The 25474-nt window shown below is 72.8% G+C and carries 24 protein-coding genes and 2 tRNA genes; 8 read left to right on the top strand and 18 right to left on the bottom strand.

From position 1 onward, the window contains the following. Positions 1-162 precede the first annotated feature (162 nt). The 5 genes from ACIGXE_RS25995 to ACIGXE_RS25975 all read right to left on the bottom strand — a co-directional run bounded on the left by ACIGXE_RS25995 (position 163) and on the right by ACIGXE_RS25975 (position 3801). Entirely contained in the window at positions 163-915 is a 753-nt protein-coding gene (locus ACIGXE_RS25995; RefSeq protein WP_399751296.1) for a YebC/PmpR family DNA-binding transcriptional regulator, read from the bottom strand. A gap of 62 nt (positions 916-977) precedes the next feature. Continuing rightward, complete coding sequence (pdxT, locus tag ACIGXE_RS25990) at positions 978-1565, bottom strand: pyridoxal 5'-phosphate synthase glutaminase subunit PdxT (protein WP_399751295.1); 588 nt, start codon at positions 1563-1565, stop codon at positions 978-980. Between the two features lie 6 nt (positions 1566-1571). Next, entirely contained in the window at positions 1572-2486 is a 915-nt protein-coding gene (gene pdxS / locus ACIGXE_RS25985; protein WP_399751294.1) for a pyridoxal 5'-phosphate synthase lyase subunit PdxS, read from the bottom strand. 125 nt (positions 2487-2611) lie between these two features. Continuing rightward, complete coding sequence (locus tag ACIGXE_RS25980; RefSeq protein WP_399751293.1) at positions 2612-3154, bottom strand: hypothetical protein; 543 nt, start codon at positions 3152-3154, stop codon at positions 2612-2614. A gap of 11 nt (positions 3155-3165) precedes the next feature. Beyond that, a complete protein-coding gene (locus tag ACIGXE_RS25975) occupies positions 3166-3801 on the bottom strand; it encodes an N-acyl homoserine lactonase family protein (RefSeq protein WP_399751292.1) in 636 nt (211 codons plus the stop codon). Positions 3802-3969: 168 nt separating this feature from the next. Between ACIGXE_RS25975 and ACIGXE_RS25970 the strand changes: the two genes are divergently transcribed. After that, entirely contained in the window at positions 3970-5685 is a 1716-nt protein-coding gene (locus ACIGXE_RS25970; protein ID WP_399751291.1) for a ricin-type beta-trefoil lectin domain protein, read from the top strand. Between the two features lie 153 nt (positions 5686-5838). Here the strand turns inward: ACIGXE_RS25970 and ACIGXE_RS25965 are convergent, their stop codons facing one another. The 3 genes from ACIGXE_RS25965 to pgsA are packed head-to-tail and all read right to left on the bottom strand — an operon-like array spanning position 5839 to position 8587. Beyond that, complete coding sequence (locus ACIGXE_RS25965; RefSeq protein ID WP_399751290.1) at positions 5839-6996, bottom strand: glycosyltransferase family 4 protein; 1158 nt, start codon at positions 6994-6996, stop codon at positions 5839-5841. Then, positions 6993-7931, bottom strand: a complete 939-nt coding sequence (locus ACIGXE_RS25960) for a phosphatidylinositol mannoside acyltransferase (protein WP_399751289.1) — start codon at positions 7929-7931, stop codon at positions 6993-6995. The genes ACIGXE_RS25965 and ACIGXE_RS25960 overlap by 4 nt, the downstream gene beginning before the upstream one ends. Continuing rightward, positions 7928-8587 (bottom strand): phosphatidylinositol phosphate synthase, encoded by a 660-nt coding sequence (gene pgsA / locus ACIGXE_RS25955; protein WP_399751288.1) that lies wholly within the window; start codon positions 8585-8587, stop codon positions 7928-7930. Before pgsA ends, ACIGXE_RS25960 begins: the two co-directional genes overlap by 4 nt. A 416-nt stretch (positions 8588-9003) precedes the next feature. On the opposite strand from pgsA, the gene ACIGXE_RS25950 reads away from it, so the two are divergent. Both ACIGXE_RS25950 and ACIGXE_RS25945 read left to right on the top strand, forming a co-directional pair. Beyond that, complete coding sequence (locus ACIGXE_RS25950) at positions 9004-11205, top strand: elongation factor G-like protein EF-G2 (RefSeq protein WP_399751287.1); 2202 nt, start codon at positions 9004-9006, stop codon at positions 11203-11205. A 208-nt stretch (positions 11206-11413) separates the two neighbouring features. Continuing rightward, positions 11414-13072: a hypothetical protein gene (locus ACIGXE_RS25945; RefSeq protein WP_399751286.1), complete on the top strand. Its 1659-nt coding sequence runs from the start codon at positions 11414-11416 to the stop codon at positions 13070-13072. An 18-nt stretch (positions 13073-13090) separates the two neighbouring features. On the opposite strand, the gene ACIGXE_RS25940 is transcribed toward ACIGXE_RS25945, so the two are convergent. Beyond that, positions 13091-13654 (bottom strand): HIT family protein, encoded by a 564-nt coding sequence (locus tag ACIGXE_RS25940; RefSeq protein ID WP_399751285.1) that lies wholly within the window; start codon positions 13652-13654, stop codon positions 13091-13093. Positions 13655-13719: 65 nt separating this feature from the next. Here ACIGXE_RS25940 and ACIGXE_RS25935 point away from each other — a divergent pair, with 65 nt between their 5' ends. Then, on the top strand, positions 13720-14409 hold the full coding sequence (locus ACIGXE_RS25935; RefSeq protein ID WP_399751284.1) for a potassium channel family protein: 690 nt from the start codon (positions 13720-13722) through the stop codon (positions 14407-14409). Positions 14410-14425: 16 nt separating this feature from the next. On the opposite strand, the gene thrS is transcribed toward ACIGXE_RS25935, so the two are convergent. The 3 genes from thrS to ACIGXE_RS25920 form a co-directional block, all read right to left on the bottom strand. Then, entirely contained in the window at positions 14426-16402 is a 1977-nt protein-coding gene (gene thrS / locus ACIGXE_RS25930) for a threonine--tRNA ligase (protein ID WP_399751283.1), read from the bottom strand. A 114-nt stretch (positions 16403-16516) separates the two neighbouring features. Then, positions 16517-17989: a hypothetical protein gene (locus tag ACIGXE_RS25925; protein WP_399751282.1), complete on the bottom strand. Its 1473-nt coding sequence runs from the start codon at positions 17987-17989 to the stop codon at positions 16517-16519. Beyond that, entirely contained in the window at positions 17989-18564 is a 576-nt protein-coding gene (locus tag ACIGXE_RS25920) for a DUF4365 domain-containing protein (RefSeq protein WP_399751281.1), read from the bottom strand. Before ACIGXE_RS25920 ends, ACIGXE_RS25925 begins: the two co-directional genes overlap by 1 nt. A 120-nt stretch (positions 18565-18684) precedes the next feature. On the opposite strand from ACIGXE_RS25920, the gene ACIGXE_RS25915 reads away from it, so the two are divergent. Beyond that, positions 18685-19413, top strand: coding sequence for a 3'-5' exonuclease (locus tag ACIGXE_RS25915; protein WP_399751280.1), 729 nt, complete (start codon positions 18685-18687; stop codon positions 19411-19413). 58 nt (positions 19414-19471) lie between these two features. On the opposite strand, the gene ACIGXE_RS25910 is transcribed toward ACIGXE_RS25915, so the two are convergent. After that, positions 19472-19543, bottom strand: a tRNA-Val gene (locus ACIGXE_RS25910). A gap of 40 nt (positions 19544-19583) precedes the next feature. Next, entirely contained in the window at positions 19584-20048 is a 465-nt protein-coding gene (locus tag ACIGXE_RS25905; protein ID WP_399751279.1) for an SRPBCC family protein, read from the bottom strand. An 82-nt stretch (positions 20049-20130) separates the two neighbouring features. Between ACIGXE_RS25905 and ACIGXE_RS25900 the strand changes: the two genes are divergently transcribed. Beyond that, complete coding sequence (locus ACIGXE_RS25900; protein ID WP_399751278.1) at positions 20131-22659, top strand: SCO7613 C-terminal domain-containing membrane protein; 2529 nt, start codon at positions 20131-20133, stop codon at positions 22657-22659. Positions 22660-22708: 49 nt separating this feature from the next. On the opposite strand, the gene ACIGXE_RS25895 is transcribed toward ACIGXE_RS25900, so the two are convergent. Continuing rightward, a tRNA-Val gene (locus tag ACIGXE_RS25895) sits at positions 22709-22783 on the bottom strand. 54 nt (positions 22784-22837) lie between these two features. Continuing rightward, positions 22838-23284: a TIGR02611 family protein gene (locus ACIGXE_RS25890; RefSeq protein ID WP_399751277.1), complete on the bottom strand. Its 447-nt coding sequence runs from the start codon at positions 23282-23284 to the stop codon at positions 22838-22840. A 189-nt stretch (positions 23285-23473) separates the two neighbouring features. Here ACIGXE_RS25890 and ACIGXE_RS25885 point away from each other — a divergent pair, with 189 nt between their 5' ends. After that, on the top strand, positions 23474-23887 hold the full coding sequence (locus ACIGXE_RS25885) for an SsgA family sporulation/cell division regulator (protein WP_015032345.1): 414 nt from the start codon (positions 23474-23476) through the stop codon (positions 23885-23887). A 191-nt stretch (positions 23888-24078) separates the two neighbouring features. Beyond that, the gene (locus tag ACIGXE_RS25880) at positions 24079-24636 is read left to right on the top strand and encodes a CGNR zinc finger domain-containing protein (protein WP_399751276.1); all 558 of its coding nucleotides are present in this window, start codon (positions 24079-24081) and stop codon (positions 24634-24636) included. Between the two features lie 18 nt (positions 24637-24654). On the opposite strand, the gene ACIGXE_RS25875 is transcribed toward ACIGXE_RS25880, so the two are convergent. Continuing rightward, complete coding sequence (locus ACIGXE_RS25875; protein WP_399751275.1) at positions 24655-24819, bottom strand: hypothetical protein; 165 nt, start codon at positions 24817-24819, stop codon at positions 24655-24657. Positions 24820-24951: 132 nt separating this feature from the next. Then, positions 24952-25392, bottom strand: coding sequence for a hypothetical protein (locus tag ACIGXE_RS25870; RefSeq protein ID WP_399751274.1), 441 nt, complete (start codon positions 25390-25392; stop codon positions 24952-24954). Between the last annotated feature and the right edge of the window lie 82 nt (positions 25393-25474).

Genomic DNA, 25474 nt, shown 5'->3' with positions numbered 1-25474 from the left:
CGGCGGGGATGTCGAAAAGAGCGGCCCGCCGGTGTTCCGGCGGGCCGCTCTCCGTTCGGGACACGGACCCGGCAGCCCACCCGGACCCTCCGACGCGAACGGCCGGACCGGCGGATACTCCGCCGGTCCGGCCGTTCGCGTCGGACGGGTGCGAGGCCTTCGTCAGGCGTCGACCTTCTCCATGACCTCGTCGCTGACGTCGAAGTTGGCGAAGACGTTCTGGACGTCGTCGCTGTCCTCCAGGGCGTCGATCAGCTTGAACATCTTGCGCGCGCCCTCCTCGTCGAGCTCGACCTGCATGGTCGGGACGAAGCTGGACTCGGCCGAGTCGTAGTCGATGCCGGCCTCCTGGAGCGCGGTACGGACCGCGACCAGGTCGGTGGCCTCGCTGATGACCTCGAAGTTGTCGCCGAGGTCGTTGACCTCCTCGGCGCCCGCGTCGAGGACGGCACCCAGGACGTCGTCCTCGGTCAGCTCGCCCTTGGGCAGCACGACGACGCCCTTGCGGTTGAACAGGTACGACACCGAGCCGGGGTCGGCCATGGAGCCGCCGTTGCGGGTCATGGCGACGCGCACGTCGGAGGCGGCGCGGTTGCGGTTGTCGGTGAGGCACTCGATGAGCACCGCGACACCGTTCGGGCCGTAGCCCTCGTACATGATCGTCGCGTAGTCGACGCCGCCGGCCTCGAGGCCGCCGCCGCGCTTGACGGCCGAGTCGATGTTCTTGTTCGGAACCGACTGCTTCTTCGCCTTCTGGATGGCGTCGAACAGCGTCGGGTTGCCGTCCGGATCGGCACCGCCGGTGCGGGCCGCGACCTCGATGTTCTTGATCAGCTTCGCGAAGAGCTTGCCGCGCTTGGCGTCGATCACGGCCTTCTTGTGCTTCGTCGTAGCCCATTTAGAGTGGCCGGACATCTGCCTGTCTCCTTCGCGTAACCCATTTCTGAACGAACCCCAGAGATCCTACAAGGATCGGCTCACCGCTCGGCGCGCACCATGTCCACGAACAGCTGGTGGATCCGGTGATCGCCGGTGAGCTCGGGGTGGAACGAGGTGGCCAGCGCGCGGCCCTGTCGCACGGCGACGATGTGGCCGTCGTGCTCGGCGAGGACCTCGACCTGGGCGCCGACGGACTCGACCCACGGGGCGCGGATGAAGACGCCCTCGACGGGAGAGTCGATGCCGGCCACGGTGACGCCCGCCTCGAAGGACTCGTTCTGCCGCCCGAAGGCGTTGCGGCGCACGATCATGTCGATGCCGCCGAAGGTCTCCTGGCCCGAACGCGGGTCGAGGATCTTGTCGGCCAGCATGATCAGACCGGCGCAGGTGCCGTACACCGGCATGCCCGCGGCGATCCGCTCACGCAGCGGCTCCATGACCCCGAACAGCACGGCGAGCTTGGAGATGGTGGTGGACTCACCACCGGGGATGACCAGGCCGTCGATCTCGGCGAGTTCCTCGGGGCGCCTGACGGGCCTGGCCACGGCGTCAGCCGCGGCCAGGGCGATCAGGTGCTCCCGTACGTCGCCCTGGAGCGCCAGGACACCAATGACGGGAGTGCTCATGGGTGCTTACCAGCCCCGGTTCGCGTAGCGCTCGGCCTCGGGCAGGGTGTCGCAGTTGATGCCGACCATGGCCTCGCCCAGGTTGCGGGAGGCGTCCGCGATGATCTTCGGGTCGTCGTAGAAGGTGGTGGCCTTCACGATGGCGGCGGCGCGCTTGGCCGGGTCGCCCGACTTGAAGATGCCGGAGCCGACGAAGACGCCCTCGGCGCCGAGCTGGCGCATCAGCGCGGCGTCGGCCGGGGTGGCCACACCGCCGGCGGAGAACAGCACGACGGGCAGCTTGCCGAGCTCGGCGACCTCCTTGACGAGCTCGTAGGGGGCGCGCAGCTCCTTGGCGGCGGCGTACAGCTCGTTGTTGTCGAAGCCGCGCAGCTTGGCGATCTCGTTCTTGATCTGGCGCAGGTGGCGGACGGCCTCGACGACGTTGCCGGTGCCGGCCTCGCCCTTGGAGCGGATCATGGCCGCGCCTTCGGCGATGCGGCGGAGGGCCTCGCCCAGGTTGGTGGCGCCACAGACGAAGGGGGTGGTGAAGGCCCACTTGTCGGAGTGGTTGACCTCGTCGGCCGGGGTGAGCACCTCGGACTCGTCGATGTAGTCCACGCCCAGCGACTGCAGGACCTGCGCCTCGACGAAGTGGCCGATGCGGGACTTGGCCATGACCGGGATGGACACGGCGTTGATGATGCCCTCGATCATGTCCGGGTCGGACATGCGGGCCACGCCGCCGTCCTTGCGGATGTCGGCCGGGACCCGCTCGAGGGCCATGACGGCCACGGCACCCGCGTCCTCGGCGATCTTCGCCTGCTCCGGGGTGACGACGTCCATGATCACGCCGCCCTTGAGCTGCTCGGCCATGCCGCGCTTGACACGGGCGGTGCCGGTCTCGGAGGACTGCGGGGTGGTGGAAGGCGTGGTGGACACGGGGTACCTCACTCGTGACAACGGGGTTGACGACTAGAGCGAGGAAACAGGCCACGCGCGGTCCACAGCAAGGGCCAATGTGTATCCGGTGGCTCGTTTTCGCGGATTACGAAGGCAGAGGCCGGTCAGACGGGCCGATCCGCAAGCGCGACGGGCGGTTCGTCATCCATTTCGAAGGCCAGCGGGAAAGGCGCGTGGCCTGCCAGCCGGAACCAGCGCACCTTCCGGTGCCGGCGCAGCGCCCGGGCCGCCCGCACGGCGTCGTTGTGGAACCGCCGGGCCATCGGGACGCGGCGCACGGCCGCCGCCAGCTCTCCCGCCGCCTCCTCGCCGCCGGGCGCCGCGCGGACCAGCTCGACCTGCTCCGGCTCGCCGAACACCGCGCGCAGCGCCTGGCTGAGCTCGCTCTCGGCGACCTCGCGCTGGTCCTCCTCGGCCTGGCGGGCCGCGTGGGCGGCCTCGTACAGCACGATCGACGCCGCCGGATCGAGCACCCCCGACGTGGCGAGCTCCTGGGCGACCGAGGCCCGCCGCAGCAGCTGCGCGTCGAGCGCGGCGCGCGCGGCGTCGATCCGGGTGTGCAGCCGGTCGAGCCGGCCGGCGGTCCAGCTCAGATAGACGCCGACGAGAATCAGCGCGACGACGGTCCAGATCAGCGTTTCGGTCACGGGCGCACAGGCTACCGGGGCGCCGGCAGCCGCCCTTCCCACACCTCCACGTCGTGCGCGAACAGGACCCGCACGTCGCGCCCGGCGGCGAGCTCCCCGATCCGCCCGACCCAGGGCCGGTACGGCGTGCCGAACTCGTGCGCGAAGTCGTAGGCCTGGCCGGCGAGCACGGTGAGGCGGTCCCCCTGGTCGAGCACCACGGACTGGTGGCCCTCGGTGTGGCCTGGCGTCGGCAGCACCAGCACCCCCTTCGCGACCTCGTACTCCCCCTCGATCTCCTCGTACCGGACGCCGGGCAGCAGGGAGTCGATGGTGTAGCCGCCGGCGAGGGCGGTGGCGAGCTCCTCGCGCTGCACGAGGACGGGGGTGTCGGGGAAGCGCTGGTTGCCGCCTATGTGGTCGAAGTGCAGGTGCGAGTTGACCACCACGTCGACGTCCTCGGGCCGGACGCCCAGCGCCCTGCGCACCGGCCGGTAGTGCGCGTCGGTCTCCGGGGACCCGGTCCCCATGCCGGTGTCGAAGAGCAGGCGCCCGCCGTCGTGGCGCACGAGGTACGCGAGCACGGGCTCCTCACGGTCGTGGGGGCCGCCCCACTCCTGGGCGGGGCGGACGAAGTGTCCGAGATCGAGGCGCTCGACGGAGATCATCGGCCCAGGCTGCCACGGGCCGGCCGAGCGCGGAACCGAACCGGCCCAGCTTCGCACCTCGGACTCACGGCGCCGACTCCGGGCGACGCCGTGACCTGCCGGAAGAGCCGCGTGAAGACCTGGTGAAGGAGATGATCATGAGAGGCCGGCCGCGGTTAGCCTGCCCGAATGAAACTCATGTTCGGACGAAGTGGCCGTGTCGCCCGGCTCGCCCTCGGTGCGGCCGTGGCCGCCTCCGTCCTGCTTCCCGCCCAGCCCGCGCAGGCCGCCTCGGGCCTCGACCCGTTCGCCGCGAACTTCAGGCTCACCCGCGTGGACGGCGACAAGACGGCTCTCATCGACTCCGCCGAGGCCTCCGGAGTCGCCAGGGCGTCCGTCACCGATGTCCTGGGCGCCCGCACCGGGCGCCCGGGGCTGTGTCACGCCACCGCTCTGAACGGCGCCCTCAAGCCCGACGGGTTCTGCTGGGACGACGAGGACGACCGGTCGAACTACGCCGACGCCGGCGGCGGTTGGATGCCGCAGGGCTTCGCCGGTTCCCATGCCGCCACCGCCGACGGGCTGTATGCGGGCCGGTCCCTCACGGCCACCTCCTGGTACCACGGCACGTACGTCTCGGACCGCACTCCGACGACCGTCGAGGACTACGCGCGGGTCACGATCGCCGAGTCGGCCGGCGGCCAGGTCCGGTACGGCCACATCGCGCTCGTGGAGCCGATCGCCGGCAACTTCAAGCAGCTCGCGTACCCCTCGCACGCGGACGGCGTCGCCTGGTACGGCAACCGGCTGTTCGTCGCCAACGGCGCGGAACTCCAGGTCTTCGACCTGACGCGGATGTGGCGCATGACCGACACCACGAGCGCCCTCACCGGCATCTCGGCGGGCAAGACCTCCGCCCGCTACCACCTCTGGGCGATGCCGCTCGTCGCCCGCTACAGCACCGTCAGCAGCGCCGCGGTCGACGCCCTCTCCACGGCCTACGTCAACAACAGCCCCCGCGCCTGCGGTCCGTCGGTCGCCAACGAGCTGTGCCTGAGCAGCCTGAGCATCGACCGCTCGGGCGCGACGCCGGCCCTGGTCTCGGTGGAGAACAGGAGCCAGGGCGGCGCCCGCATCGTCCGCTGGCCGCTGTCGACCCTCGGCACCGGCCTGCCCGCCACGGTCGCCTCGGAGACCACGGGCTACACCTCTCCCGTGTGGGGCATCCAGGGCACCGCCACGGACGGCACCAACTACTACATGAGCGGCACCTGCCCGGAGTACTGGCCGGGCGGCACCGCGCTCTACTCCTGCATCCACGTGGCCAAGCCCGGCGAGGCGCCGCACGTCCTCACCCAGGCGCCGCAGCTGACCCAGGGCCTGTCCTGGGACCCCCTCGCCAAGCGGCTCTGGGGCGCCAACGAGGCCCTGGTGGATTCCACCGGGCCGCGCAGGGTCGTGTTCGACATCGAGCCCGACGCCGGCAAGCCCGTCGACGGCTGGAGCTGGCTCACCAACTTCCACGTGGCGGGCTCCGTCTGCGCGACGCCCCAGGGCAACGGCACCGCCAACGGCACTCCGATCACCGTGTGGACCTGCACGGGATCGGACGTGCAGCGGTGGAAGTACGAGAACGGCCTGATCGTCCACAAGGCGAGCGGCAAGTGCATCACCCCCGAGGCGAACGGCGCCGACACCAACGGCGCGCTGCTGACCCTCTGGACGTGCAATCCGGCCAGTGACGTCCAGCGGTTCTCGCCGTCGGCCGACGGCAGCGCCGTGAACGCCTACGGCAAGGCCATCACGCCGAAGGGCAACTCCCTGAACAACGGCGTATGGCTGACCCTGTGGACCCATGGCAGCCCCACTCCCGACGCCCAGGACTGGGTGGTGAAGGGCTTCTAGTCCCCCACCCCGGTCCCCGGACACGGAGCGGACGCGAACACGGACGCGGACAGGGCCGCGGACACGGCCGCGGACAAGGCCGAAGGGGCCGGCCCTCACACGGGTCGGCCCCTTCGTGCTCGTCACGGCTTCCGGCGGGGAGGGGCCCCGGGCCTACAGGCCCAGCCTCGCCCGCAGGCCGCCGCTCGCGCGCTCGTCCGTCGCCACCGACGCCGCGCCGTCCGTGACCGTCTCGTAGACGGCGAGGATGTCCGCGCCGACGGTCGACCAGTCGAAGCGGCGGACGTGGGCCGAGCCCCGGACGCGGAGTTCGTCGCGGCGGGCCTCGTCGCCGAGGAGGCGGACGGCCCGGTCGGCGAGGTCGTCGGCGTCCTCGTTGGCGAAGAGCTCGCCCGCCGCGCCCTGGTCGAGGACCTGGGCGAAGGCGTCGAGGTCGGCGGCGAGCACCGGCGCGCCGGCCGACAGGGCCTCGACGAGGATGATGCCGAAGCTCTCGCCGCCCGTGTTGGGCGCCACGTACACGTCGACGCTGCGCAGCAGCCGCGCCTTGTCCTCGTCGCTGACCATGCCGAGGAACTCGACCCGCGACCGCATCTCGCGCGGCAGCGAGGCCACGGCCTCCTCCTCGTCGCCGCGCCCGGCCACGAGCAGCCGGGTGTCGGGGCGTTCCGTGAGGATCTTCGGGAGGGCCTTCATGAGGACCGGCAGGCCCTTGCGCGGCTCGTCGATCCGTCCGATGAAGCCGAGGGTGCCGCCCTGCCACTCCTTCTTCGGCTCGGCGCGCGCGAAGAAGTCGACGTCGACGCCGTTGGGGATGACGACCGCGTCGCCGCCGAGGTGCTCGACCAGCGTGCGGCGCGCGTACTCGCTCACGGCGATCCGCGCGCTGATCTTCTCCAGGGCGGGCTGGAGGATCGGGTACGCGGCGATCATGGCGCGCGAGCGCGGGTTGGACGTGTGGAAGGTGGCCACGATCGGCCCCTGCGCGGCCCAGCAGGTGAGCAACCCGAGCGACGGGGACGTCGGCTCGTGGATGTGGACCACGTCGAAGGTGCCCTCGTGCAGCCAGCGGCGGACCCGCGCGGCGGAGAGGAAGCCGAAGTTGAGGCGCGCGACGGAGCCGTTGTACGGGACGGGGACGGCGCGGCCGGCCGACACGACGTACGGCGGGAGTGGGGTCTCGTCGTCGGCGGGCGCGAGGACGGACACCTCGTGGCCGAGCCGGACGAGGTGCTCGGCCAGGTCGCGGATGTGGAACTGGACGCCGCCCGGGACGTCCCAGGAGTACGGGCAGACGATGCCGATCCTCACGCCGTCCCGCCCTCCTGTCGCTGCTCCAGGTCCGCCGACCACAGTCGCTGCAGCATGTGCCAGTCCTCCGGGTGGTCCGCGATGCCCCCGGCGAAGACGTCGGCGAGGGCCTGGGTCATGACGGACGTCTTCTCGGCGCGCGTGCCCGACTCGGGCACGTCGATCGGCGCGTGCACCTGGCCGCGCATGACATCGGTGTCGTCGTACCAGAGCGTCACGGGCAGCAGCAGCGCCCCGGTCTGCTGGGCGAGTATCGCGGGCCCGGCCGGCATCCGCGCGGGCTCGCCGAAGAAGGAGACCTCGACGCCGGAGGCGGACAGGTCGCGGTCGGCGACGAGGCAGACCAGGCCGCCGGCCCGCAGCCGGCGCGCGAGGGTGCCGAAGGCGGAGCCGCCGGTGTGCGGCAGGACCTCCATGCCGAGGGACTCGCGGTAGGCGACGAACCGGTCGTACAGCGTCTCGGGCTTGAGCCGCTCGGCGACGGTGGTGAACGGCACGCCGAGCGCCCGGGTCACCCAGACCCCCGCGAGGTCCCAGTTCGCCATGTGGGGCAGGGCGAGGACGACACCGCGCCCAGAGGCGAGTCCGTCCGTGAGGTGGTGGATGTCCTTGGGGTCGAAGCTGCTCGCCGCCCGTTTCCTGCTCCAGGTCGGCAGCCGGAAGGACTCCATCCAGTAGCGCATGTACGAGCGCATGCCGGCCCGGGAGAGCTCGGCGAGGCGCTGCGGGGAGGCGTCGGGGACGACCCGCGCGAGGTTGGACTCCAGCCGCAGCACGCTCTTCCCGCGCCGTTTCCACGCCGTGTCGGCGATCCGCCGGCCGAGGCCCCTGGCCACCGGCTCGGGCAGCTTCTTCACCGTGGCCCAGCCGAGCCCGTACAGCCCGTCGGTCACCTTGTCCCTGAGTCCGCCGAACCTGTCGGACGATCCGCTCATGACGTCGCCTCGCTCCCCCGGGCGGCGGCGTCCGCCTCCGCCGACTCCCTGCGTACGGTCACGACCCGCTGGCCCAGGGTAACGGCCGAGCCGACCGCGACGATCCACAGGGCGATGGGCAGCAGGACCTGGACGCCGGGCACGCCGAAGGTGTGCAGTCCGGCGAGGCCGGCCGCGACCAGCGAGATCACGAGCCGCTCGGCCCGCTCGACGAGCCCGTTGACGGCCACCGGAAGGCCAATCGATTCGCCGCGGGCCTTGGTGTAGGACACCACCTGGCCGCTGGCCAGGCAGAAGATCGCGACGGCGCACAGGATGTTGTCGTCGCCCTTGCCCGCGTACCAGAGGGCGAAGCCGCCGAAGATCGCCCCGTCGGCGACCCGGTCGAGGGTCGAGTCGAGGAAGGCGCCCCACCGGCTGGAGAGGCCGGCCTGGCGGGCCATGTTGCCGTCGACGAGGTCCGAGAAGACGAACAGCGTGATGACGATCGTGCCCCAGAAGAATTCCCCGCGGGGAAAGAAGACCAGCGCGCCGGCCACGACGCCGGCGGTGCCGATGAGCGTGACGGTGTCGGGGCTCACCCCCCGTCGGAGCAGAAACGCGGCGAACGGTGTGAGGACACGCGTGAAGAAAGCACGCGCGTACTTGTTCAGCATGGCCCTGTGGCCTTCCCGAGGTTCGGTGGGCCGCGCGGCCCCTACGACCACCGGCTCGCCCATCGTAGCCAGGCGGGCCCTCGCGGCAGCGGCGGCACCCGCCGGACGCGTCGCCGGAGCCCGCCGCCCGCCCCGGTCGGCACCCGCCGCCTGCCGTGCCGCTCTCCGCCGCCCTCGCCGTCGGGCCCGCCCCGCCGCCCTCGCCGTCGGCCCCGCCCCGCCGGCCGGGCGGCCGGAACCGCCGCCCCCGCGCGTACGACGTATGGACGCACCGTGACGTCGGTGCAAAGCTCGAAGGACAACGGCGGGCGTCGCCGGAGCCGCACGCGACAGGCGGCCGTATGCCGCCGGGTGCCACCACTCCCCCGCGCCCGCGCCCCCCACCTCACCGTACGAGCAGTCGGGAGGAAGAAATCATGGGCGACAAGGCGAACACCTCCGGGGCCGCCGGCAGGGCTCCAACGGCCGACCGGCCCTCGGCCGTGCGGAACGTGGTGCTGGTCGGCCACAGCGGATCGGGCAAGACGACCCTGGTGGAGGCGCTGGCTCAGACCGCGGGGGCGGTCAACCGGGCCGGGCGCGTCGAGGACGGCGGGACGGTCTCCGACTACGACGAGATCGAGCACCGCCAGCAGCGTTCCGTACAGCTCTCGCTCGTCCCGGTCGAATGGGACGGCTACAAGATCAACCTCCTGGACACACCCGGATACGCCGACTTCGTCGGGGAGCTGAGGGCCGGTCTGCGCGCGGCGGACGCGGCCCTCTTCGTCGTCTCGGCGGCGCAGGAGGCCGACGCGGTGGTCGGCTCGACCCGCGCGGTGTGGGAGGAGTGCGCCGCGGTCGGCATGCCGCGGGCGATCGTCGTCACCCACCTGGACACGGCCCGCACCGACTACACCCGCCTCACCGAGGTCCTGGCGTCGCTGTTCGGCGGCGACGACCCCGATGCCGTGCTCCCGCTGTACCTGCCCGTGCGCGGCGCCGAGGCCGCCGACGGGCACGCGCCCGCCACCGGGCTGGTCGGCCTGCTCACGGAGCGGATCTTCGACTACTCGACGGGGACGCGGCGGGAGGACCCGCCGGACGAGACGCAGCGGCCGCTGATCGAGGAGGCCCGGGCCCGGCTGATCGAGGGGATCATCGCCGAGAGCGAGGACGAGACCCTCATGGACCGCTATCTCGGCGGTGAGGTCATCGATCTGAAGACCCTGGTCGACGACCTGGAGAAGGCGGTCGCGCGCGGCACCTTCCATCCGGTGCTCGCGGCGGCCCCGGCGTCGGACGGCGGGAAGCAGGGGCTCGGCACGGTGGAGCTCCTGGAGCTGATCACGGGCGGCTTCCCGACCCCGCTGGAGCGGGAGGCGCCGGCCGTCACGACCCCGGCGGGCGAGCCGCGTCCGGCGCTGGCGTGCGATCCGGACGGGCCGCTGGTCGCCGAGGTCGTGAAGACCTCCTCGGACCCGTACGTGGGCCGGATCTCGCTGGTCCGGGTCTTCTCCGGCACCCTGCGGCCCGACGAGACGGTGCACGTGTCGGGGCACGGCCTGGCCGACCGCGGACACGAGGACCACGACGTCGACGAGCGGGTGGGCGCGCTGACCTCGCCGTTCGGCAAGCACCAGCGCACCCTCGCGCACTGCGTGGCGGGGGACCTGGCCTGCGTGGGGAAGCTGGCCCGGGCGGAGACCGGCGACACGCTCTCCGCCAAGGACGCCCCGCTGCTGATGGAGCCGTGGTCGATGCCGGAGCCGCTGCTGCCGCTGGCGATCGAGGCGCACAGCAAGGCCGACGAGGACCGGCTGTCGCAGGGGCTCGCCCGGCTGGTCGCCGAGGACCCGACGATGCGCCTGGAGCAGAACCAGGACACGCATCAGGTCGTCCTGTGGTGCCTGGGCGAGGCGCACGCGGACGTGGCCCTGGAGCGGCTGCGCGGCCGGTACGGCGTGCAGGTCGACACCGTGCCGCACAAGGTGTCGCTGCGGGAGACCTTCGGCCAGGCCTCGGCCGGCCGGGGCCGGCACGTGAAGCAGTCGGGCGGGCACGGCCAGTACGCGATCTGCGAGATCGACGTGGAGCCGCTGCCGGCGGGCAGCGGCATCGAGTTCGTCGACAAGGTGGTCGGCGGCGCCGTGCCGCGTCAGTTCATCCCCTCCGTGGAGAAGGGCGTCCGGGCGCAGGCGGCCCGCGGGGTCGCGGCCGGCTATCCGCTGGTCGACATCCGGGTGACCCTGCGGGACGGCAAGGCGCACTCGGTGGACTCGTCCGACGCGGCCTTCCAGACGGCGGGCGCGCTGGCCCTGCGGGAGGCGGCGGCCGAGGTGCCGATCCATCTCCTCGAGCCGGTCGCGGAGGTGACCGTGATGGTCCCGGACGACTACGTGGGCCCGGTGATGAGCGACCTGTCGGGCCGGCGCGGCCGAGTGGTGGGCACCGAGCAGGCGGGGCCGGGACGCACGGTGGTGCGCGCGGAGGTGCCGGAGATCGAGATCGGGCGGTACGCGGTGGACCTGCGCTCGGTCTCGCACGGGACGGGCAGCTTCGACCGTACGTACGCCCGGCACGAGGCGATGCCCCCGCATCTGGCGGACAAGATCCGCGAACGGGCCGAGAAAGGGTGACGCCTGACGGTCCGCCGACCGTTTGACGCCGGATGCCGCCCGCCCAACTCCCCTCCGGCGGGCGGCTTCCGGCCGCCCCCTCGTGCATTCGGCCGCCTCCGCCCGCTCCGGTGACGCACCGGTCGCCACCCGGTTACGCTGTGGTGCCCAGCTCAGAAGGTGTGCGGGGCGCGGCAGTTGGGAACAGCCCGCACAGGGAACCGTGGCGATGGGGGCGGCAGTGACGATCGGCAGTTTCGGACCCGGGGCACAGATTCCCCTCCAGGGCTCGGACGCACAGACGGCGGCGACCCATGCCCTCGCCTCCGCCGCGTACCGCGACAGCCCGGTCGAGGCGATCCTGGAGGCCAACAACGAGTGGCACAAGTCGACGGTCAAGGAAGGGAAGTGGAAGAAGCTCTTCCGTCCGGACCTCGGTGAGGCCTTCTCCCGCGCCGTCCAGGTCCGGATGCTCGGCGGCGCCCGCAAGCCCCTCATCCAGTCCTTCGGTGCCGACCCCCAGCCCGTCGTCGAGCACTGTCTGGCCGCCACCGGCATCCGCAAGCAGCGGGACGTCAAGCTGACCCTGGTCACCTTCGTCTTCGGGGTGCTGTTCCTGCCCGGACTCCTGCTCTGGCTCGGCGTGATCCAGCTGCGCCGGATCGCGGCCGGCTCGGAGAACAGGCGCACCAGCGCCATCGGCACGGCCGTGCTGGTCGCCGCCGGCCTGCTCGCCCTGCTCGTGGTGCTCCGGCTGCCCTTCGACGGCCTCCTGCCCCTGTACCTGCGCGCCATGCTCGTGGCTCCGGTCGTGGGCTGGTTCCTGGCCCGCCGGATCTGCGAGAAGACCGCGGTCGACCTGCGCGAGCGCTGGACCGCGCTGCTCAGCGGCGGCGGCATCGGCGCGGCGGTCCCCGAGGCCGTACCGAAGGACCCCACCGAGAAGACCGCCGAGGAGCTCCGTCTCAACCTGGAGAAGCTGACCGCCGAGCAGCAGTCCAACGTCGTCTTCTACGCGGGACCCAAGGGAATACTGGGCATGGGCACCCGCTGGGGCAGCTGGACCCTCGCCGAGGAGCTGTTCCCCCGGGAGGGCAAGGAGATCCACGACTTCCGCGCCTGGGACGTGGTCCGCCAGATCCACACCGAGCTGACGCTCCTCGAACGCGGCTCCCTGAAGACCGGCTTCCCCAAGCCGACCGTCAAGCACTGGATCGTCTCGCCGGTCGGCGAGGGCGCCGACGAGGTCGCCCGCCCCGAGGGCGAGAACGTCGTCCACTTCCAGGTGAAGCCGCACGAGATACAGCGCATCTGCAACGACCAGCAGTTCGGCAGCGGGAACCGGCACTATCTGGGCGTCCAGTTCACCCTCTGGGACGGCCAGCTGGTCCTCACCATGATGGTGACGGTCACCTCGCTCCACCACACCCTGCGCGTCGAGGTCACCGGCCACGCCCTCGGGCCGGTGCACGGCCTGTTCACCACCAAGCCCAAGGCGAAGACGAAGGAGGTCTCCAAGACCGTCAGGTTCTGGGAGACACGTGAGATCAAGCTGCCGCTGACCGACACGGACGACGTGGTGCGCCAGGCGGTGCGCGCCCCGCTGACCTGGTTCCCGCCGCTCCTGGACTTCCTCGGCGGCAAGCTGGTCCTGCCCGAGCCCTTCGGCCTGCGTCACGCCTGGGCCGGCCAGCCCTGGCGGCACCGCTTCATGGCCGACGACGCCATCCGCGCCGCGACGCCGGTGCTGCGGGCGGTGCACGCCGCGACCATCAAGGTGCTCGACGATCACGGCGTGGACACCGAACGCTTCACGGCCCGCTCGCTGGTCCTCAGCGGCGGGATCCAGGACCCCGGCCCGAAGAAGGCCGACATCTACGACGCGTGACCGGGAGGTCCGGACGGATCAGAGGCCGGCCGGCCACGCGTCGGCCAGCATCTTCCGGGTGTCGGCGAGCAGCTGCGGCAGCACCTTGGTGTGGCCGACCACCGGCATGAAGTTGGTGTCGCCGCCCCAGCGGGGCACGATGTGCTGGTGCAGGTGCGCGGCGATGCCGGCGCCCGCGACGGTGCCCTGGTTCATGCCGATGTTGAAGCCGTGCGCCCCCGAGGCCGCGCGCAGCGCGACCATCGCCCGCTTGGTGAAGTCGGCGAGCTCGGCCGTCTCGGGCTCGTCGAGGTCGGTGTAGTCGGCGACGTGCCGGTAGGGGACCACCATCAGGTGGCCGCCGTTGTACGGGTAGAGGTTGAGCACCGCGTACACGCTGGTGCCCCGCGCGATCACCAGTCCGTCCTCGTCCGACTTCGACGGGATGGTGCAGAAGGGACAGCCGTCCTCGGCGCCCGGCCCGGTGGGCTTGTTCTCGCCCTGGATGTAGGCCATCCGGTGAGGCGTCCACAGGCGCTGGAACGCGTCCTGCGTCCCCACTCCGATCTGCTGCTCCGGCTCAGTCGTCATGCTGTGCAGCATATGGCTTCGCCCGTTCGGATCGTGTCGCCGGGGCGGAAGATCCGTGCAGGGGCCATGCTGATCCGATGAGAGACAGGCCGCCGGTGAGCCCCGCGCAGGAGCGATGGGACCGCCGGATGGAGACCCCGCTGACGGTGACGTCCCTGATCTATCTCGCCGGCTACGCGGTGCGGATCCTGGGCCACGGCCTGCCGCCGGCCGTGCGCGATCTGTGCCTCGCGCTGACCTTCGCCTCCTGGGCGGTCTTCCTCGTGGACTACGTGGTGCGCGTCAGGCTGAGCGGCCTCGGGGTGCTCCGCTTCGTCCGGCACCACTTCCTGGACACGGCGGTGCTGGTCCTGCCGCTGCTGCGCCCGCTGCGGATCGTGAGCGTCTACGACCGGGTGCAGCGCCGGCACGACGCGCCCCGGCTCACGCTCTACGCGCGGGTCATGGCGTACGCGGGCATGACCGCGTGCCTGCTCGGCTTCGCGGGGGCCCTGACCGTCTACCACGTCGAGTACCAGGCGCCGGGGGCTTCGATCCGCACCTTCGGGGACGCGGTCTGGTGGGCGTGCGCCACCCTGACGACGGTGGGGTACGGCGACGTGACCCCGGTGACGCCGGTGGGCCGTCTCACGGCGGTGGGCATGATGGGCTGTGGCGTGGCCCTGCTGGGCGCGGTGACGGGTTCCTTCTCGTCCTGGCTGATCAAGGCGTTCACCCGGGAGGACGAGAAGGGGCCCCCGGGGAACGACACCCCGGGGGCCCCTTGACCACTGCTCAGGCCGCTCAGACCTGGACGCGGTCCTCGACGATCTTGGCGATCTTGGCGATGGCCTCGTCGACCGGGACGCCGTTCTCCTGCGAGCCGTCGCGGTAGCGGAAGGAGACGGCGCCGTTGGCCATGTCCTCGTCACCAGCGATGATCATGAACGGGACCTTCTGCTTCTGCGCGTTCCGGATCTTCTTCTGCATCCGGTCCGAGGAGGCGTCGACCTCCACCCGCAGGCCCTGCTTCTTCGCCTTGGCGGCGAACTCCTGCAGGTAGTCGACGTGCGCGTCGCCGATCGGGATGCCGGTCGCCTGCACCGGGGCCAGCCAGGCCGGGAACGCACCCGCGTAGTGCTCCAGGAGCACCGCGAAGAAGCGCTCGATCGAGCCGAAGAGCGCGCGGTGGATCATGACCGGGCGCTGCTTGGTGCCGTCCGGGGCGGTGTACTCCAGGTCGAAGCGCTCCGGCAGGTTGAAGTCCAGCTGCACGGTCGACATCTGCCAGGTACGGCCGATGGCGTCGCGCGCCTGCACGGAGATCTTCGGGCCGTAGAACGCGGCGCCGCCGGGGTCGGGGGTGAGCGGGAGGCCCTGCTTCTCGGCGACCTGCTGGAGGACCGCGGTGGCCTCCTCCCAGACCTCGTCGGAGCCGACGTACTTCTCCGGGTCCTTGGTGGACAGCTCCAGGTAGAAGTCGGTCAGACCGTAGTCGCGCAGCAGGTTCAGGACGAAGGTGAGCGTCTTGTCGAGCTCGTCCGCCATCTGCTCGCGGGTGCAGTAGATGTGCGCGTCGTCCTGGGTGAAGCCGCGGGCCCGGGTGAGGCCGTGCACGACGCCCGACTTCTCGTACCGGTACACGGTGCCGAACTCGAACAGGCGCAGCGGCAGCTCACGGTAGGAGCGCCCGCGCGCGTCGAAGATCAGGTTGTGCATCGGGCAGTTCATGGGCTTGAGGTAGTAGTCCACGCCCTCGTCGAGCTGCATGGGCGGGTACATGCCCTCGGCGTACCAGTCGAGGTGACCGGACTTCTCGAAGAGCTTGCCCTTGGTGGCGTGCGGCGAGTAGACGAATTCGTAGCCCTCCTCCTCGTGCCGGCGGCGCGAGTAGTCCTCCATGACCCGGCGGATGATGCCGCCCTTGGGGTGGAAGACGGCGAGACCGGAGCCGATCTCGTCGGGGATGGAGAACAGGTCGAGCTCGTTGCCGAGCTTGCGGTGGTCGCGCTTCTCGGCCTCGGCGAGGAAGTCGAGGTGGGCCTTCAGCTCCTCCTTCGACGGCCACGCGGTGCCGTAGATGCGCTGGAGCATCGGGTTCTTCTCGCTGCCGCGCCAGTAGGCGGCGGCGTTCCGCATGAGCTTGAAGGCCGGGATGTTCCGGGTGGTGGGCAGGTGGGGACCGCGGCAGAGGTCCTTCCAGCACAGGTCGCCGGTCTTCGCGTCGAGGTTGTCGTAGATGGTCAGCTCGCCGCCGCCCACCTCGACGTTCGCGCCGTCGTCGGTCGACGCGGCGCCCTTGATGCCGATGAGCTCCAGCTTGTACGGCTCGGCCGCGAGCTCCTCGCGGGCCTCCTCGTCCGTGACGACACGGCGGGCGAAGCGCTGGCCGCGCTTCTGGATCTCCTGCATCTTCTTCTCGATGGCCTTGAGATCCTCGGGCGTGAACGGCTTCTCGACGTCGAAGTCGTAGTAGAAGCCGTCCCGGACCGGGGGGCCGATGCCCAGCTTGGCCTCGGGGAAGAGCTCCTGCACGGCCTGGGCCATGACGTGCGCGGTGGAGTGGCGCAGGATGTTCAGACCGTCCTCGGAGGAGATCTCCACCCCCTCGACGACATCGCCCTCGGCGAGCTCGTACGCCAGGTCCTTGAGCTCACCGCCGACGCGGGCGGCGATGACGGTGCGGTCGTCGGCGAACAGGGCGCCGGCCGTGGTGCCCGCGCTCACCGCCCTCTCCTCTGCTCCCGAGGGGGACTGGACGGTCACACGGACTTCAGACACGAGTGCTCCATACATAGGGGCGCAGGCAGACACGAGGTGCCGGCGCCGGCGACGCACGGCAGAGACGAGGTGCCGCGCAGGCTTGATCCTACCGGGGCACCCCCGCCCGCTTCCTCAGTCCTCGTCCGGCCCGCACGCCTCGTCGAGGAAGGCGGTGTCCTCGGCGGTCCCCTCCGACGACTTCATCAGCCGGTCCCGCTCCGCCTCGTCCACCCGCACGGGGACGACACCGGTGGCGTCGGTGAGGCGCCGGAAGCCGCCGCGGCTCTCCAGGCGCCCGACGACGCGGATCGGCAGGCCGGCGAGGTGGGCGTGGCCCGCGGTGCGGTAGTCCTCCTCGTCGAGGGTGAGGCGGACGTGCCCGACCTCCGCGCCGGAGAGGACGCGCAGGCGTACGGTGCCCTCGCCGCGCGGTCCCGGGCGGCGCATGCGGACGACGGCGCCGGTGATCCGCACCGGCACGGAGGGCTCGACGGTCAGATAGCGGGCCCCGGCCTCGCGCAGGGCGGGCAGGTCGCCGGGCGAGAACTCGACGGGCTCGGGGCGGGCGGCGCAGCCCTCGGGGGTGCCGGCGGCCGGGGACCACTCCAGGGCGACGCTCGCGCCCTCGGTGCCGCGGACGAGCGCGACGAGGGCCTCGGTGAGCTCGCGGCTCACCCCGGCCTGGACGGCGGTGTCGAAGGCCTCCGTGCCGCCGGTCGCCCGCTGGTAGTCGACGGCCTCCCGGGCGGCGTACAGCGCGTGGTACAGCCGTACGGAGACGGTCCGGCCGGGGTCGACGGGCAGGAAGGCGGTCAGGGCGCGCCCGCCCGGCGCGGCGCCGACGACCACGCTGTCCAGCGCGGTCCGGGCCTGCCGCCGGTGCCGGGCCCCGTGGTAGCCGTTGCGGCCCCGGACGGCGAGCGCGCCGGCGAGCAGCATGCCGCGGGCGGCGGACCTCAGCTGTTCCTGCACGGGCCAGGGCACGGTGCCGGCCGGCCCGGGGGGCACGTCGCGCCACCAGCGGATCTCGTCGCTGGGGACCGTGAGCCCGGTGAGGACCTCGCGCGCCGAGGGCGCGGCGCTGCGGGCGAGGGCGACGAGCGCCTCACCGAGCAGCTCCTCGCAGTCGGGGAAGGCGCTGCTCTCCGGCACGAGCAGGCTGGTGCCGCGGCCGAGCGCCTCGGGACCCGGCGGGGTCCAGCGGCTGTAGCGGCCCGCGGCGCCGCCGCGCCGCCGCCAGCCGTGCCGGGCGAGCAGCGCGCCGAGGACCCGCGGGTCGACCCGGCCGGGGTCGGGGATCTCCCCCGCGTCCGCCCAGGGGCCGAGGGGCGCTGCGGGGATCCCCGTCCAGTGGCCGGGGAGCTCGCCGGGCGCCGGGTGGCTCCTGGGGCGGAAGGGCTGGGGTCCGGGCGGCGGGGACGAGGCCGACGGGTGGTCCTGGCCCGGGAAGGCCGGGTGGGCGGGGGGAGACGGCGGGTGGGCGGAGGGAGACGACGGGCCGGAAGGAGCCGGCGGGGGCGCCGGCGGATACGGCGGGGTGGGGGGAGGCGTCCGGTCGCGGCCGTGTCCGGCCCCGTTCTCGGGTTCGTCGTTCGGCCGGTGCATCAAGGTCTCCCTCCCACGCCGACCCGCGCCATGATCTCGCAGAGCGCCCGGTCGTCGAAGATCCGTGCCGTGGGAATGCGCACGGTGGTCCTGCGGCGTCCCGTGACCGGATGGCCGGCCAGGTTGATCCAGTAGCAGCAGTGCCGCAGGTCGAGCCGGTCGTGCCCGGCCCTCAGCCAGTCCTCCCGGTCCCGCGGCACGAGCATCACGACCAGGATCTTGTGGACCGCCACGGGCGTCCGGGCCAGCTTGACCAGGTGCTCGTTGTCGAGAGTGAACGAGAACGTGTCGGAGCCGGCCCCTGGCTGCCGCGGCGGTAGCTGGTAGGTGCACTTGAGCTGCACCTTGATGGTCACCTCGTCGTCGACGGTGTGGCCGGGAGCGCTGTGGCTCACGTGCCAGTCGATGCCGTTGTCCGGGAACGGCTGCGACAGCGAACAGCCCGCCGCCGCCGCGACCGCGTGGAGATACCCGACCTGGAGGGTCTCCATGCAGGCGGTGGTGGCGAGTGAGCCGCGCGTCGGGGCTGCCCGCTGGGGCGGCAGCCCTCCCGATTCCGGCTGGGCGAGCGCCATGTCAATTCCCTTCCCCGTCACCTGTGTTGTGACCGGTTTGCGTACGGCGCAAACAGCCCGGGTATCAACGATTCGGGCAGGGGGATGGCCATCTGCCGCGCACGTGCGAGGAGTTCGGGGATGACGACGCACTGGTACGAGGGGCCCCTGGCCGCTTTCGACACGGAGACCACAGGAGTCGACGTCGAGGAGGACCGGATCGTGTCCGCCGCCCTCGTCGTCCAGGACGCGGCGGGCATGCGGCCACGGGTGACCCGCTGGCTGGTGAACCCGGGCGTCCCGGTGCCCGCCGAGGCCACCGCCGTACACGGCCTGACGGACGATCACCTCCAGCGCAACGGACGGTGGCCGTCGCCGGTGGTGGAGGAGCTGGCCCGGGCGATAGCCGAACAGAGCGCGATGGGGCGCCCGTTGGTGGTGATGAACGCCCCCTTCGACCTCACGATCCTCGACCGCGAGCTGCGCCGCCATCGCGCCTCCTCGCTGGGCCGCTACCTGGAGCACGTGCCGCTGTGCGTGCTCGATCCGCGGGTCCTGGACAAGCACCTGGACCGCTACCGCAAGGGCCGGCGGACCCTCACGGACCTGTGCGGGCAGTACGGGGTGGACCTCGAGGGCGCCCACGACGCGGTGGCGGACGCGCAGGCGGCGATGGAGGTCGTACGGGCGGTGGGGCGGCGGTTCGCGTCCCGGCTGGAGCGGCTGACCCCGGCCGAACTGCACACACTGCAGGCGGTGTGGCACGCGGCGCAGGCGCGGGGCCTGCAGGCCTGGTTCGCGCGGCAGGGCACCCCGGAGGCGGTGGATCCGGCGTGGCCGCTGCGGCCGGAGCTGCGGACGGCGGCGTGATCCCCCGCCGGGAACGGCGGAGGCCGGTCCGTCTTTCGACGAACCGGCCTCTTCCCGGTGGGCGATACTGGGATCGAACCAGTGACCCCTTCGGTGTGAACGAAGTGCTCTCCCGCTGAGCTAATCGCCCGGGCAACGCGTTGAACCATACAGGCCCGACGGGGCTTCGTTCAAACCGGCGGCGGCGAGGCGCGCAGGTGGGCGGCGAGACCGCGGCGTCCGCCGCGCATCATCAGGGCGTGGTTGGCGCGGAACAGCGGCCGTCCGGGGACGGCGAGCGCGCGCATCAGCGGGCTGCGGACCTCGACCTCCTGCTCGTGGACGGCGCGCGTGCCGCCGCCGCCGGGCAGCGCGGTCAGGGTCCACCGGGCCCAGCCGTCGAGGTCGCCGCTCATCACGACCTCGAGGACGCCCGCGGCGGGGTCCTCGCGCCGGACCTCGGCGGTGACGACGAGCTCGTACGGGAGGAGCGAGCGGAAGCGGGCGGTGCCGGTGCGCTCGTCGCGGGGGACGACCTCCCGGACCTGCGGCCACCAGCGGGGGTACTCCTCGGCGCGTTCCAGCACGGCGTAGACGGCGCCGGGCGGGGCGGCGAGGCGCCAGACGCTGCGGAAGCGGTAGCGACACCAGTCCATGGCCCCAGTGTGGGCTACTCAGTCGCGGATCTGAGTACGCGCGCGCATCCCCTTTCCCTGTGTCCGGCGCCACACTCCGCGTATGGACTCCTCCCTGCCTCCCGCGGAAGAGCTGGTGCTCGTCGACCGCGAACTGGCCCGACTCGACGCCCACCGGGCCCAGTTGCTGGCCCGCCGGGACTGGCTGCTGCGGGTGCTGTACCCGGCGGTGCCGGCCCCGACGGCGCCGCCCGTGCCCGGGCCGCCGAGGGCGCAGGGGCTTGCGCGGCCCGAGGCGACCCCGCGCAGCACGCAGAACGTCCTGCTCACCCTGGGCGGTGTGCTGCTCACCGTGGCCGCGCTCGTCTTCACCCTGGTGAGCTGGGGCTCCATGGGCATCGGCGGCCGGGCGTGCGTCCTGGCGGTCGTGACCTCGGCGGCGCTTCTCGCCCCGGTGGCGCTGCTGCGCCGCGGTCTGGGTTCCACGGCGGAGGCGGTGGCCGCGCTGGGGCTGGTCCTGACCCTGCTCGACGCCTACGCCCTGCACCGGGTGGCGCTGCCGGCCACGGACGGCGCGGCGTACGCGGCGGCGGCCTCGGGGGTGCTGGCGGCGGCCTGGGCGGGGTACGGCTCCGCCCTGAGCCGACTGCGGATCCCGCGGCCGGCGGCCGTGGTCGCGGCCCAACTTCCGCTGCCGCTCGGGGTCGTCGCCGCCGACGGTGGCCTGCTGCCCTTCGCGTGGGCGGCCCTCGCCACGGTGATCGCGGACCTCGCCCTCGTGCTGCGCGCGAAGCCGCTCCCGGCCCGTCTGACGGTGCCCCCGGTGCGGGTGACGGCGGGCGTCGGTGCGGCCGCGCTGGGCGGCTGGGCCCTCATGTCCGGCCTGACCCTGTCCCTCCCCACCCCGGGCCGGGCGGCCCCGCTGCTCCTGGGCTGCGCCGCGGTCCTGCTGTACCTCGCCGTCCGCCACACGCCGACCGCCCTCGCCGCCGCCACGGTGGCGGGGCTGGCGATCGTCGCCGCGGCGGGCGGGCTGCTGCGGGCGGCGGTTCCCTCCGTCTGGGCGGTGCCCGGGTACGCGCTCTGCGGCGTGGTCCTGGCGGCCGCGGCCTGGTGGGTCCACGGGGCGCGGGGCCGTCGTGCCCCGGAGCCCTCCGCGCCGGCGCCGGGCGCGGCCCCGGGCCGCGCGGTGCGGGACGGTCTCGCCGTCGCGGGCGCCGGAGTCCTCGGCCTCGCGGTGGCCTGGGCGGTGCCGCCGGTGGCGGCCGGGCTGCTGGGGCCGGTGGCGCGGAGCACCGCGGTGTGGTCGGGCGAGCACTCCGCCCGCGTCCTGACCGGGTACCCGGCTACCGCCCCGCTGGTGCTGCTGCTCGCGGCCGTGGCCCTCGCGGTGGTGCCGCGCCTTTGGGCCCGCTGCGGCGCGCTCGGACTGGCCTGGGCGCTGCTCACGGCGCTGCCGGTGTCCCTGGAGCTGTCGTACGCGGTGACGCAGGTGCTGCAGCTGACGGCCACGGCGGCGACGCTCGCGATCGCGGTGCGCCCCGGGGCGCTGCTGCGCGGGCTCCCGGCCCCTGTCCCCCGCCCTGCGCCCGTCGTGGAGCCGCCGGCCGGGCGGCCCGGCTGGGCACCGCGTACCGCGGGCGCGGGCGTACGGGCCGTGGAGCCCGCCGCCGTCGTCGGGTGGACGGCGTTCGCCTGCGGCCTCGGGTCCGCGATCGGGGCCGTGGGCCTGGCACTCGACTCGCGGGGGGCGACGTTCGGGGTGCTGGGGGTGCTCGCGGTCCTGTTCGGCGGGGTCGCGGTGGCCGGGGAGGGGGCCCGGCGGCTGGTCGGGGCCTGTGGCGCCGTGCTCGCGGTGGGCGGTCTGGTCGCGTCCGGCGCGGGCGCCGCGCACGCGGGGCCCGCGGTGACCGGGCTCGTCCTGCTGGCCGTGCCGGCCGGGGCCGCCGGGGTCGGGGCGCGGCTGCGGCGGCACCCGGTGGCGCCGGCCGTGGAGGGCACGGGCGCCGTCGTGGGGCTGTGCGCCCTGGGGCTCACCGTGGAGCGGCCCGCGCTGCTCGCGCTCGGACTGGCCCTCGGCGGGGTGGTCGCGGCGGCGACGGCGCTGCGGCCGGAGCGGCGCGCGGTCGCCTCGTGGGCCGCGGCGGGGCTGTTCCTGCTCGCCACGTGGGTGCGGCTGGCGGTGTGGGAGGTGACGACGCCGGAGGCGTACACGCTCCCGGTGACCCTCCCGGCCCTCGCGGTGGGCGTGCTGCGGCGGCGCCGCGACCCGGAGGCCTCCTCCTGGACGGCGTACGGGCCGGGTCTGGCGGCGACGCTGGTGCCGAGCCTCTTCGCGGCCTGGACCGACCCGCACTGGGCGCGGCCGCTGCTCCTGGGGCTCGCTGCGCTCGTGGTGACGCTGCTCGGCGCCCGGTTCCGGTTGCAGGCCCTGCTGCTGCTCGGCGGTGCGGTGCTCGCCCTGGACGGGCTGCACGAGCTGGCGCCGTACGTGGTGCAGGTGGTGGGCGCGCTGCCGCGCTGGCTGCCGCCGGCGCTCGCCGGTCTGCTGCTGCTCGCGGTGGGCGCGACGTACGAGCAGCGGCTGCGCGACGCCCGCCGGCTGCGGGAGCGGCTCGGCCGGATGCGGTGAGACGCCGAAGGCCCGGAGACGGAATCCGTCTCCGGGCCTTCGGTCCGGGTGGTGGGCGATACTGGGTTCGAACCAGTGACCTCTTCGGTGTGAACGAAGCGCTCTCCCACTGAGCTAATCGCCCGGGCGCATCGCAAACATTACCCCATGTCAGCGGGGCTCCCGCACCACTCGCGGGTCACTGGTCGATCTTCCACGGCATCACGAGGCCGAACTTCCACAGGTAGACGCCGAGCAGCACGGCGATGATCACCAGGCCGATCGACGTGAGGATGATGTTGCGGCGCCGGACCTTGGGATCGAGGGCGCGCTGGGCGGCCTCGGTGACCTTTCGCTTGGTCCAGCGGAGCACCAGTTGGGCCCAGACGAACTCGGTCGCCCAGATCGCCATGCCGGCGAAGATCACCAGCCAGCCCGGGCCCGGCAGGGGCAGCATCACGACGCCCGCGCCGACCACGGCGAGTCCGACGACGAAGACGCCGACCTGCCAGCTCAGGTGCAGGCCACGGCTGGCCTTGATGAACTCGGGCGCCCGCGAGCCCAGCGGCGCCTCCTCGGCCTTCTCGTGGCCGTTCCCCCCGCTCGCCGCGGACTCCCCGGTGCGCTCGTCACTCTCCGCATTCATGGCCCCAACTTACCGGACGGGCCCGTCTTGCCGGAATGGCGGTATTACCCAAAGTTACACACACCCAAACGAGCTACCTGAACGATCACAAAACAGACAGAGGGGTTTACAACGGCACCGTAGGTGGCATGTCGATTTCGCCGACGTGCGAATCCCCGAGCGCACACTGAGCGAAAGGCCCTGGCGCTTATGAACACCACGGTCAGCTGCGAGCTGCACCTGCGCCTCGTTGTGTCGAGCGAGTCATCACTGCCTGTACCCGCGGGCCTGCGGTATGACACGGCCGATCCGTATGCCGTGCACGCCACCTTCCACACCGGAGCCGAGGAGACGGTCGAGTGGGTCTTCGCCCGCGACCTTCTCGCCGAGGGGCTGCACCGGCCCACCGGCACGGGCGACGTCCGAGTCTGGCCGTCCCGCAGCCACGGCCAGGGAGTCGTCTGCATCGCGCTGAGCTCCCCCGAGGGCGAAGCGCTGCTCGAGGCCCCCGCGAGGGCCCTGGAGTCGTTCCTGAAGAGGACCGACGCCGCTGTGCCGCCCGGCACCGAGCACCGCCACTTCGACCTCGATACGGAGCTCTCCCACATCCTGGCCGACAGCTGAGCCAGGCCAAGAGCCGCACGGCGCCGTCCGACTCGGGGAGACGGCGCCGCGCGGAGAGCCGCACACGTCTTCCCTCGGCGCCCCCCACCGCGCAGCCGGCGCGGTGCGGGGCGCCGATGCCCGTTTCCGGGTCGCGCTAAAGTCAGCGCAATTCCGCGGGCGCCCGCCCGCAGCCGGCCAGGGAGCGAATCGTGCTGATCCCCCACGACACCCGGATCGCCCTCGACACCGTCGTCGATCTGGTGAACACCGCCTCGCAGGGCGACCGCGACGACGAGCTCGGGGACGTCCACGCGCTGCGGTCCTTCGTGCGCGACCACAAGATCAGCGACGTGGGTGAGCTGGGCGCCGAGGACCTGCGGGCCGTCCGGGACGTACGGGAGCGCTTCACGGCCGTCTTCTCCGCCCCCGACCCGCGCATCGCCGCCGCACTGATCAACCAGCTGGTCACCGCCGCGGGCACCACGCCGCAGCTCACCGACCACGACGGCTACCCCTGGCACGTGCACTACTTCGCGCCGGGCGCCTCCGTCGCCGACCACCTCGCCGCCGACTGCGGGATGGCGCTCGCCTTCATCGTCGTCGCCGGCGAGCAGGAGCGTCTGCGCCGCTGCGAGGCCCCGGACTGCGGCCGGGCCTTCGTCGACCTCTCCCGCAACCGCTCGCGCCGCTACTGCGACAGCCGCACCTGCGGAAACCGGCTGCACGTCGCCGCCTACCGGGCCCGCCGCAAGGAAGCCGCGGGCTGAGTCCGCCCGTCGCCCGCCTCACAGCAGGAACAGATCGTGGAGGGCGGCCATCAGCAGCAGTCCGCCGATCACCGCCAGGAAGATCATCAGCGGCGGCTGGGAGAGCGCGAACAGACAGCCGCGCGGCTCCTCGGGAGGAGCGGCGGTGGGGGTGGGGACCGGGTCCCGTGAGGTATCCAGCATCTCGGGGGATGATGGGGCACAGCCCTCCCCGAAGATCCCGCAACACACCCCATGACGCGCCCTGTTCACCCCATCCCGTGGACGCCGGGAGCGAGAGGCGTCAGAACCGGTCGGACCGCGGTCCGATCCCGGTCATATTCCGTGCTTCTTCAGAATCGCCTCGATGTCGCTGAAGTCGTCCTCGGCCGGCTTGCCGGCCTTGGCCTGCTGCTGCGCCTGCGCGGACGCGCCGCGCCGGCCGGCGCCGAGCGGCGGCGCCGCAGCGGCGGGCGCCACGGCCGCCCGCCCCTCTCCCCCGGTGGTCTCCCGCTTGCCCGCCCTGCGCCGCTCTATCGTCCGCGTGGACGAGAACAGCAGCCAGGCCACGCCGAGCACACCGAAGCCGATCCAGGCCGTCAGGCTGAAGGCCGAGCTCGCCAGCCAGTCGATCGCGCCCGTCATCACCAGGCCGAGCGGCACCAGCGCGTAGGCCGCGATCCGCGTCGCGGCCAGATACCGCTTGCGGTAAGCCGTGATCGCGGCGATGCCCAGGCCGGCCGCGGACACCGCGGAGCAAATGGTCTCGGCGAGCATGCGATCCTCCTGGTCCCGGGTGATACGTCCCTTCCATCCTGCACCGCCCCGGCCCGCCACGGCCATGCCCCGCCCCCCGGAT

It is taken from the genome of Streptomyces sp. NPDC053431 (genome assembly GCF_044544925.1).
Taxonomy (GTDB): Bacteria; Actinomycetota; Actinomycetes; order Streptomycetales; family Streptomycetaceae; genus Streptomyces.
Note: the sequence above shows the minus strand (reverse complement) of the source record. Positions and strands in the feature narration are given on the sequence as shown.

What these genes read in the sequence shown, in the direction of transcription:
- ACIGXE_RS25885 (WP_015032345.1), top strand. Translation starts at nt 23,474, where the DNA reads ATGAACACCACGGTCAGCTGCGAGCTGCACCTGCGCCTCGTTGTGTCG.
- ACIGXE_RS25905 (WP_399751279.1), bottom strand. Translation starts at nt 20,048, where the DNA reads ATGGACTGGTGTCGCTACCGCTTCCGCAGCGTCTGGCGCCTCGCCGCC.
- ACIGXE_RS25870 (WP_399751274.1), bottom strand. Translation starts at nt 25,392, where the DNA reads ATGCTCGCCGAGACCATTTGCTCCGCGGTGTCCGCGGCCGGCCTGGGC.
- ACIGXE_RS25935 (WP_399751284.1), top strand. Translation starts at nt 13,720, where the DNA reads ATGAGAGACAGGCCGCCGGTGAGCCCCGCGCAGGAGCGATGGGACCGC.
- ACIGXE_RS25970 (WP_399751291.1), top strand. Translation starts at nt 3,970, where the DNA reads ATGAAACTCATGTTCGGACGAAGTGGCCGTGTCGCCCGGCTCGCCCTC.
- ACIGXE_RS25940 (WP_399751285.1), bottom strand. Translation starts at nt 13,654, where the DNA reads ATGCTGCACAGCATGACGACTGAGCCGGAGCAGCAGATCGGAGTGGGG.
- ACIGXE_RS25875 (WP_399751275.1), bottom strand. Translation starts at nt 24,819, where the DNA reads ATGCTGGATACCTCACGGGACCCGGTCCCCACCCCCACCGCCGCTCCT.
- ACIGXE_RS25950 (WP_399751287.1), top strand. Translation starts at nt 9,004, where the DNA reads ATGGGCGACAAGGCGAACACCTCCGGGGCCGCCGGCAGGGCTCCAACG.
- ACIGXE_RS25995 (WP_399751296.1), bottom strand. Translation starts at nt 915, where the DNA reads ATGTCCGGCCACTCTAAATGGGCTACGACGAAGCACAAGAAGGCCGTG.
- ACIGXE_RS25960 (WP_399751289.1), bottom strand. Translation starts at nt 7,931, where the DNA reads ATGAGCGGATCGTCCGACAGGTTCGGCGGACTCAGGGACAAGGTGACC.
- ACIGXE_RS25975 (WP_399751292.1), bottom strand. Translation starts at nt 3,801, where the DNA reads ATGATCTCCGTCGAGCGCCTCGATCTCGGACACTTCGTCCGCCCCGCC.
- pgsA (WP_399751288.1), bottom strand. Translation starts at nt 8,587, where the DNA reads ATGCTGAACAAGTACGCGCGTGCTTTCTTCACGCGTGTCCTCACACCG.
- ACIGXE_RS25925 (WP_399751282.1), bottom strand. Translation starts at nt 17,989, where the DNA reads ATGCACCGGCCGAACGACGAACCCGAGAACGGGGCCGGACACGGCCGC.
- ACIGXE_RS25890 (WP_399751277.1), bottom strand. Translation starts at nt 23,284, where the DNA reads ATGAATGCGGAGAGTGACGAGCGCACCGGGGAGTCCGCGGCGAGCGGG.
- pdxT (WP_399751295.1), bottom strand. Translation starts at nt 1,565, where the DNA reads ATGAGCACTCCCGTCATTGGTGTCCTGGCGCTCCAGGGCGACGTACGG.
- ACIGXE_RS25920 (WP_399751281.1), bottom strand. Translation starts at nt 18,564, where the DNA reads ATGGCGCTCGCCCAGCCGGAATCGGGAGGGCTGCCGCCCCAGCGGGCA.
- ACIGXE_RS25900 (WP_399751278.1), top strand. Translation starts at nt 20,131, where the DNA reads ATGGACTCCTCCCTGCCTCCCGCGGAAGAGCTGGTGCTCGTCGACCGC.
- ACIGXE_RS25945 (WP_399751286.1), top strand. Translation starts at nt 11,414, where the DNA reads ATGGGGGCGGCAGTGACGATCGGCAGTTTCGGACCCGGGGCACAGATT.
- ACIGXE_RS25915 (WP_399751280.1), top strand. Translation starts at nt 18,685, where the DNA reads ATGACGACGCACTGGTACGAGGGGCCCCTGGCCGCTTTCGACACGGAG.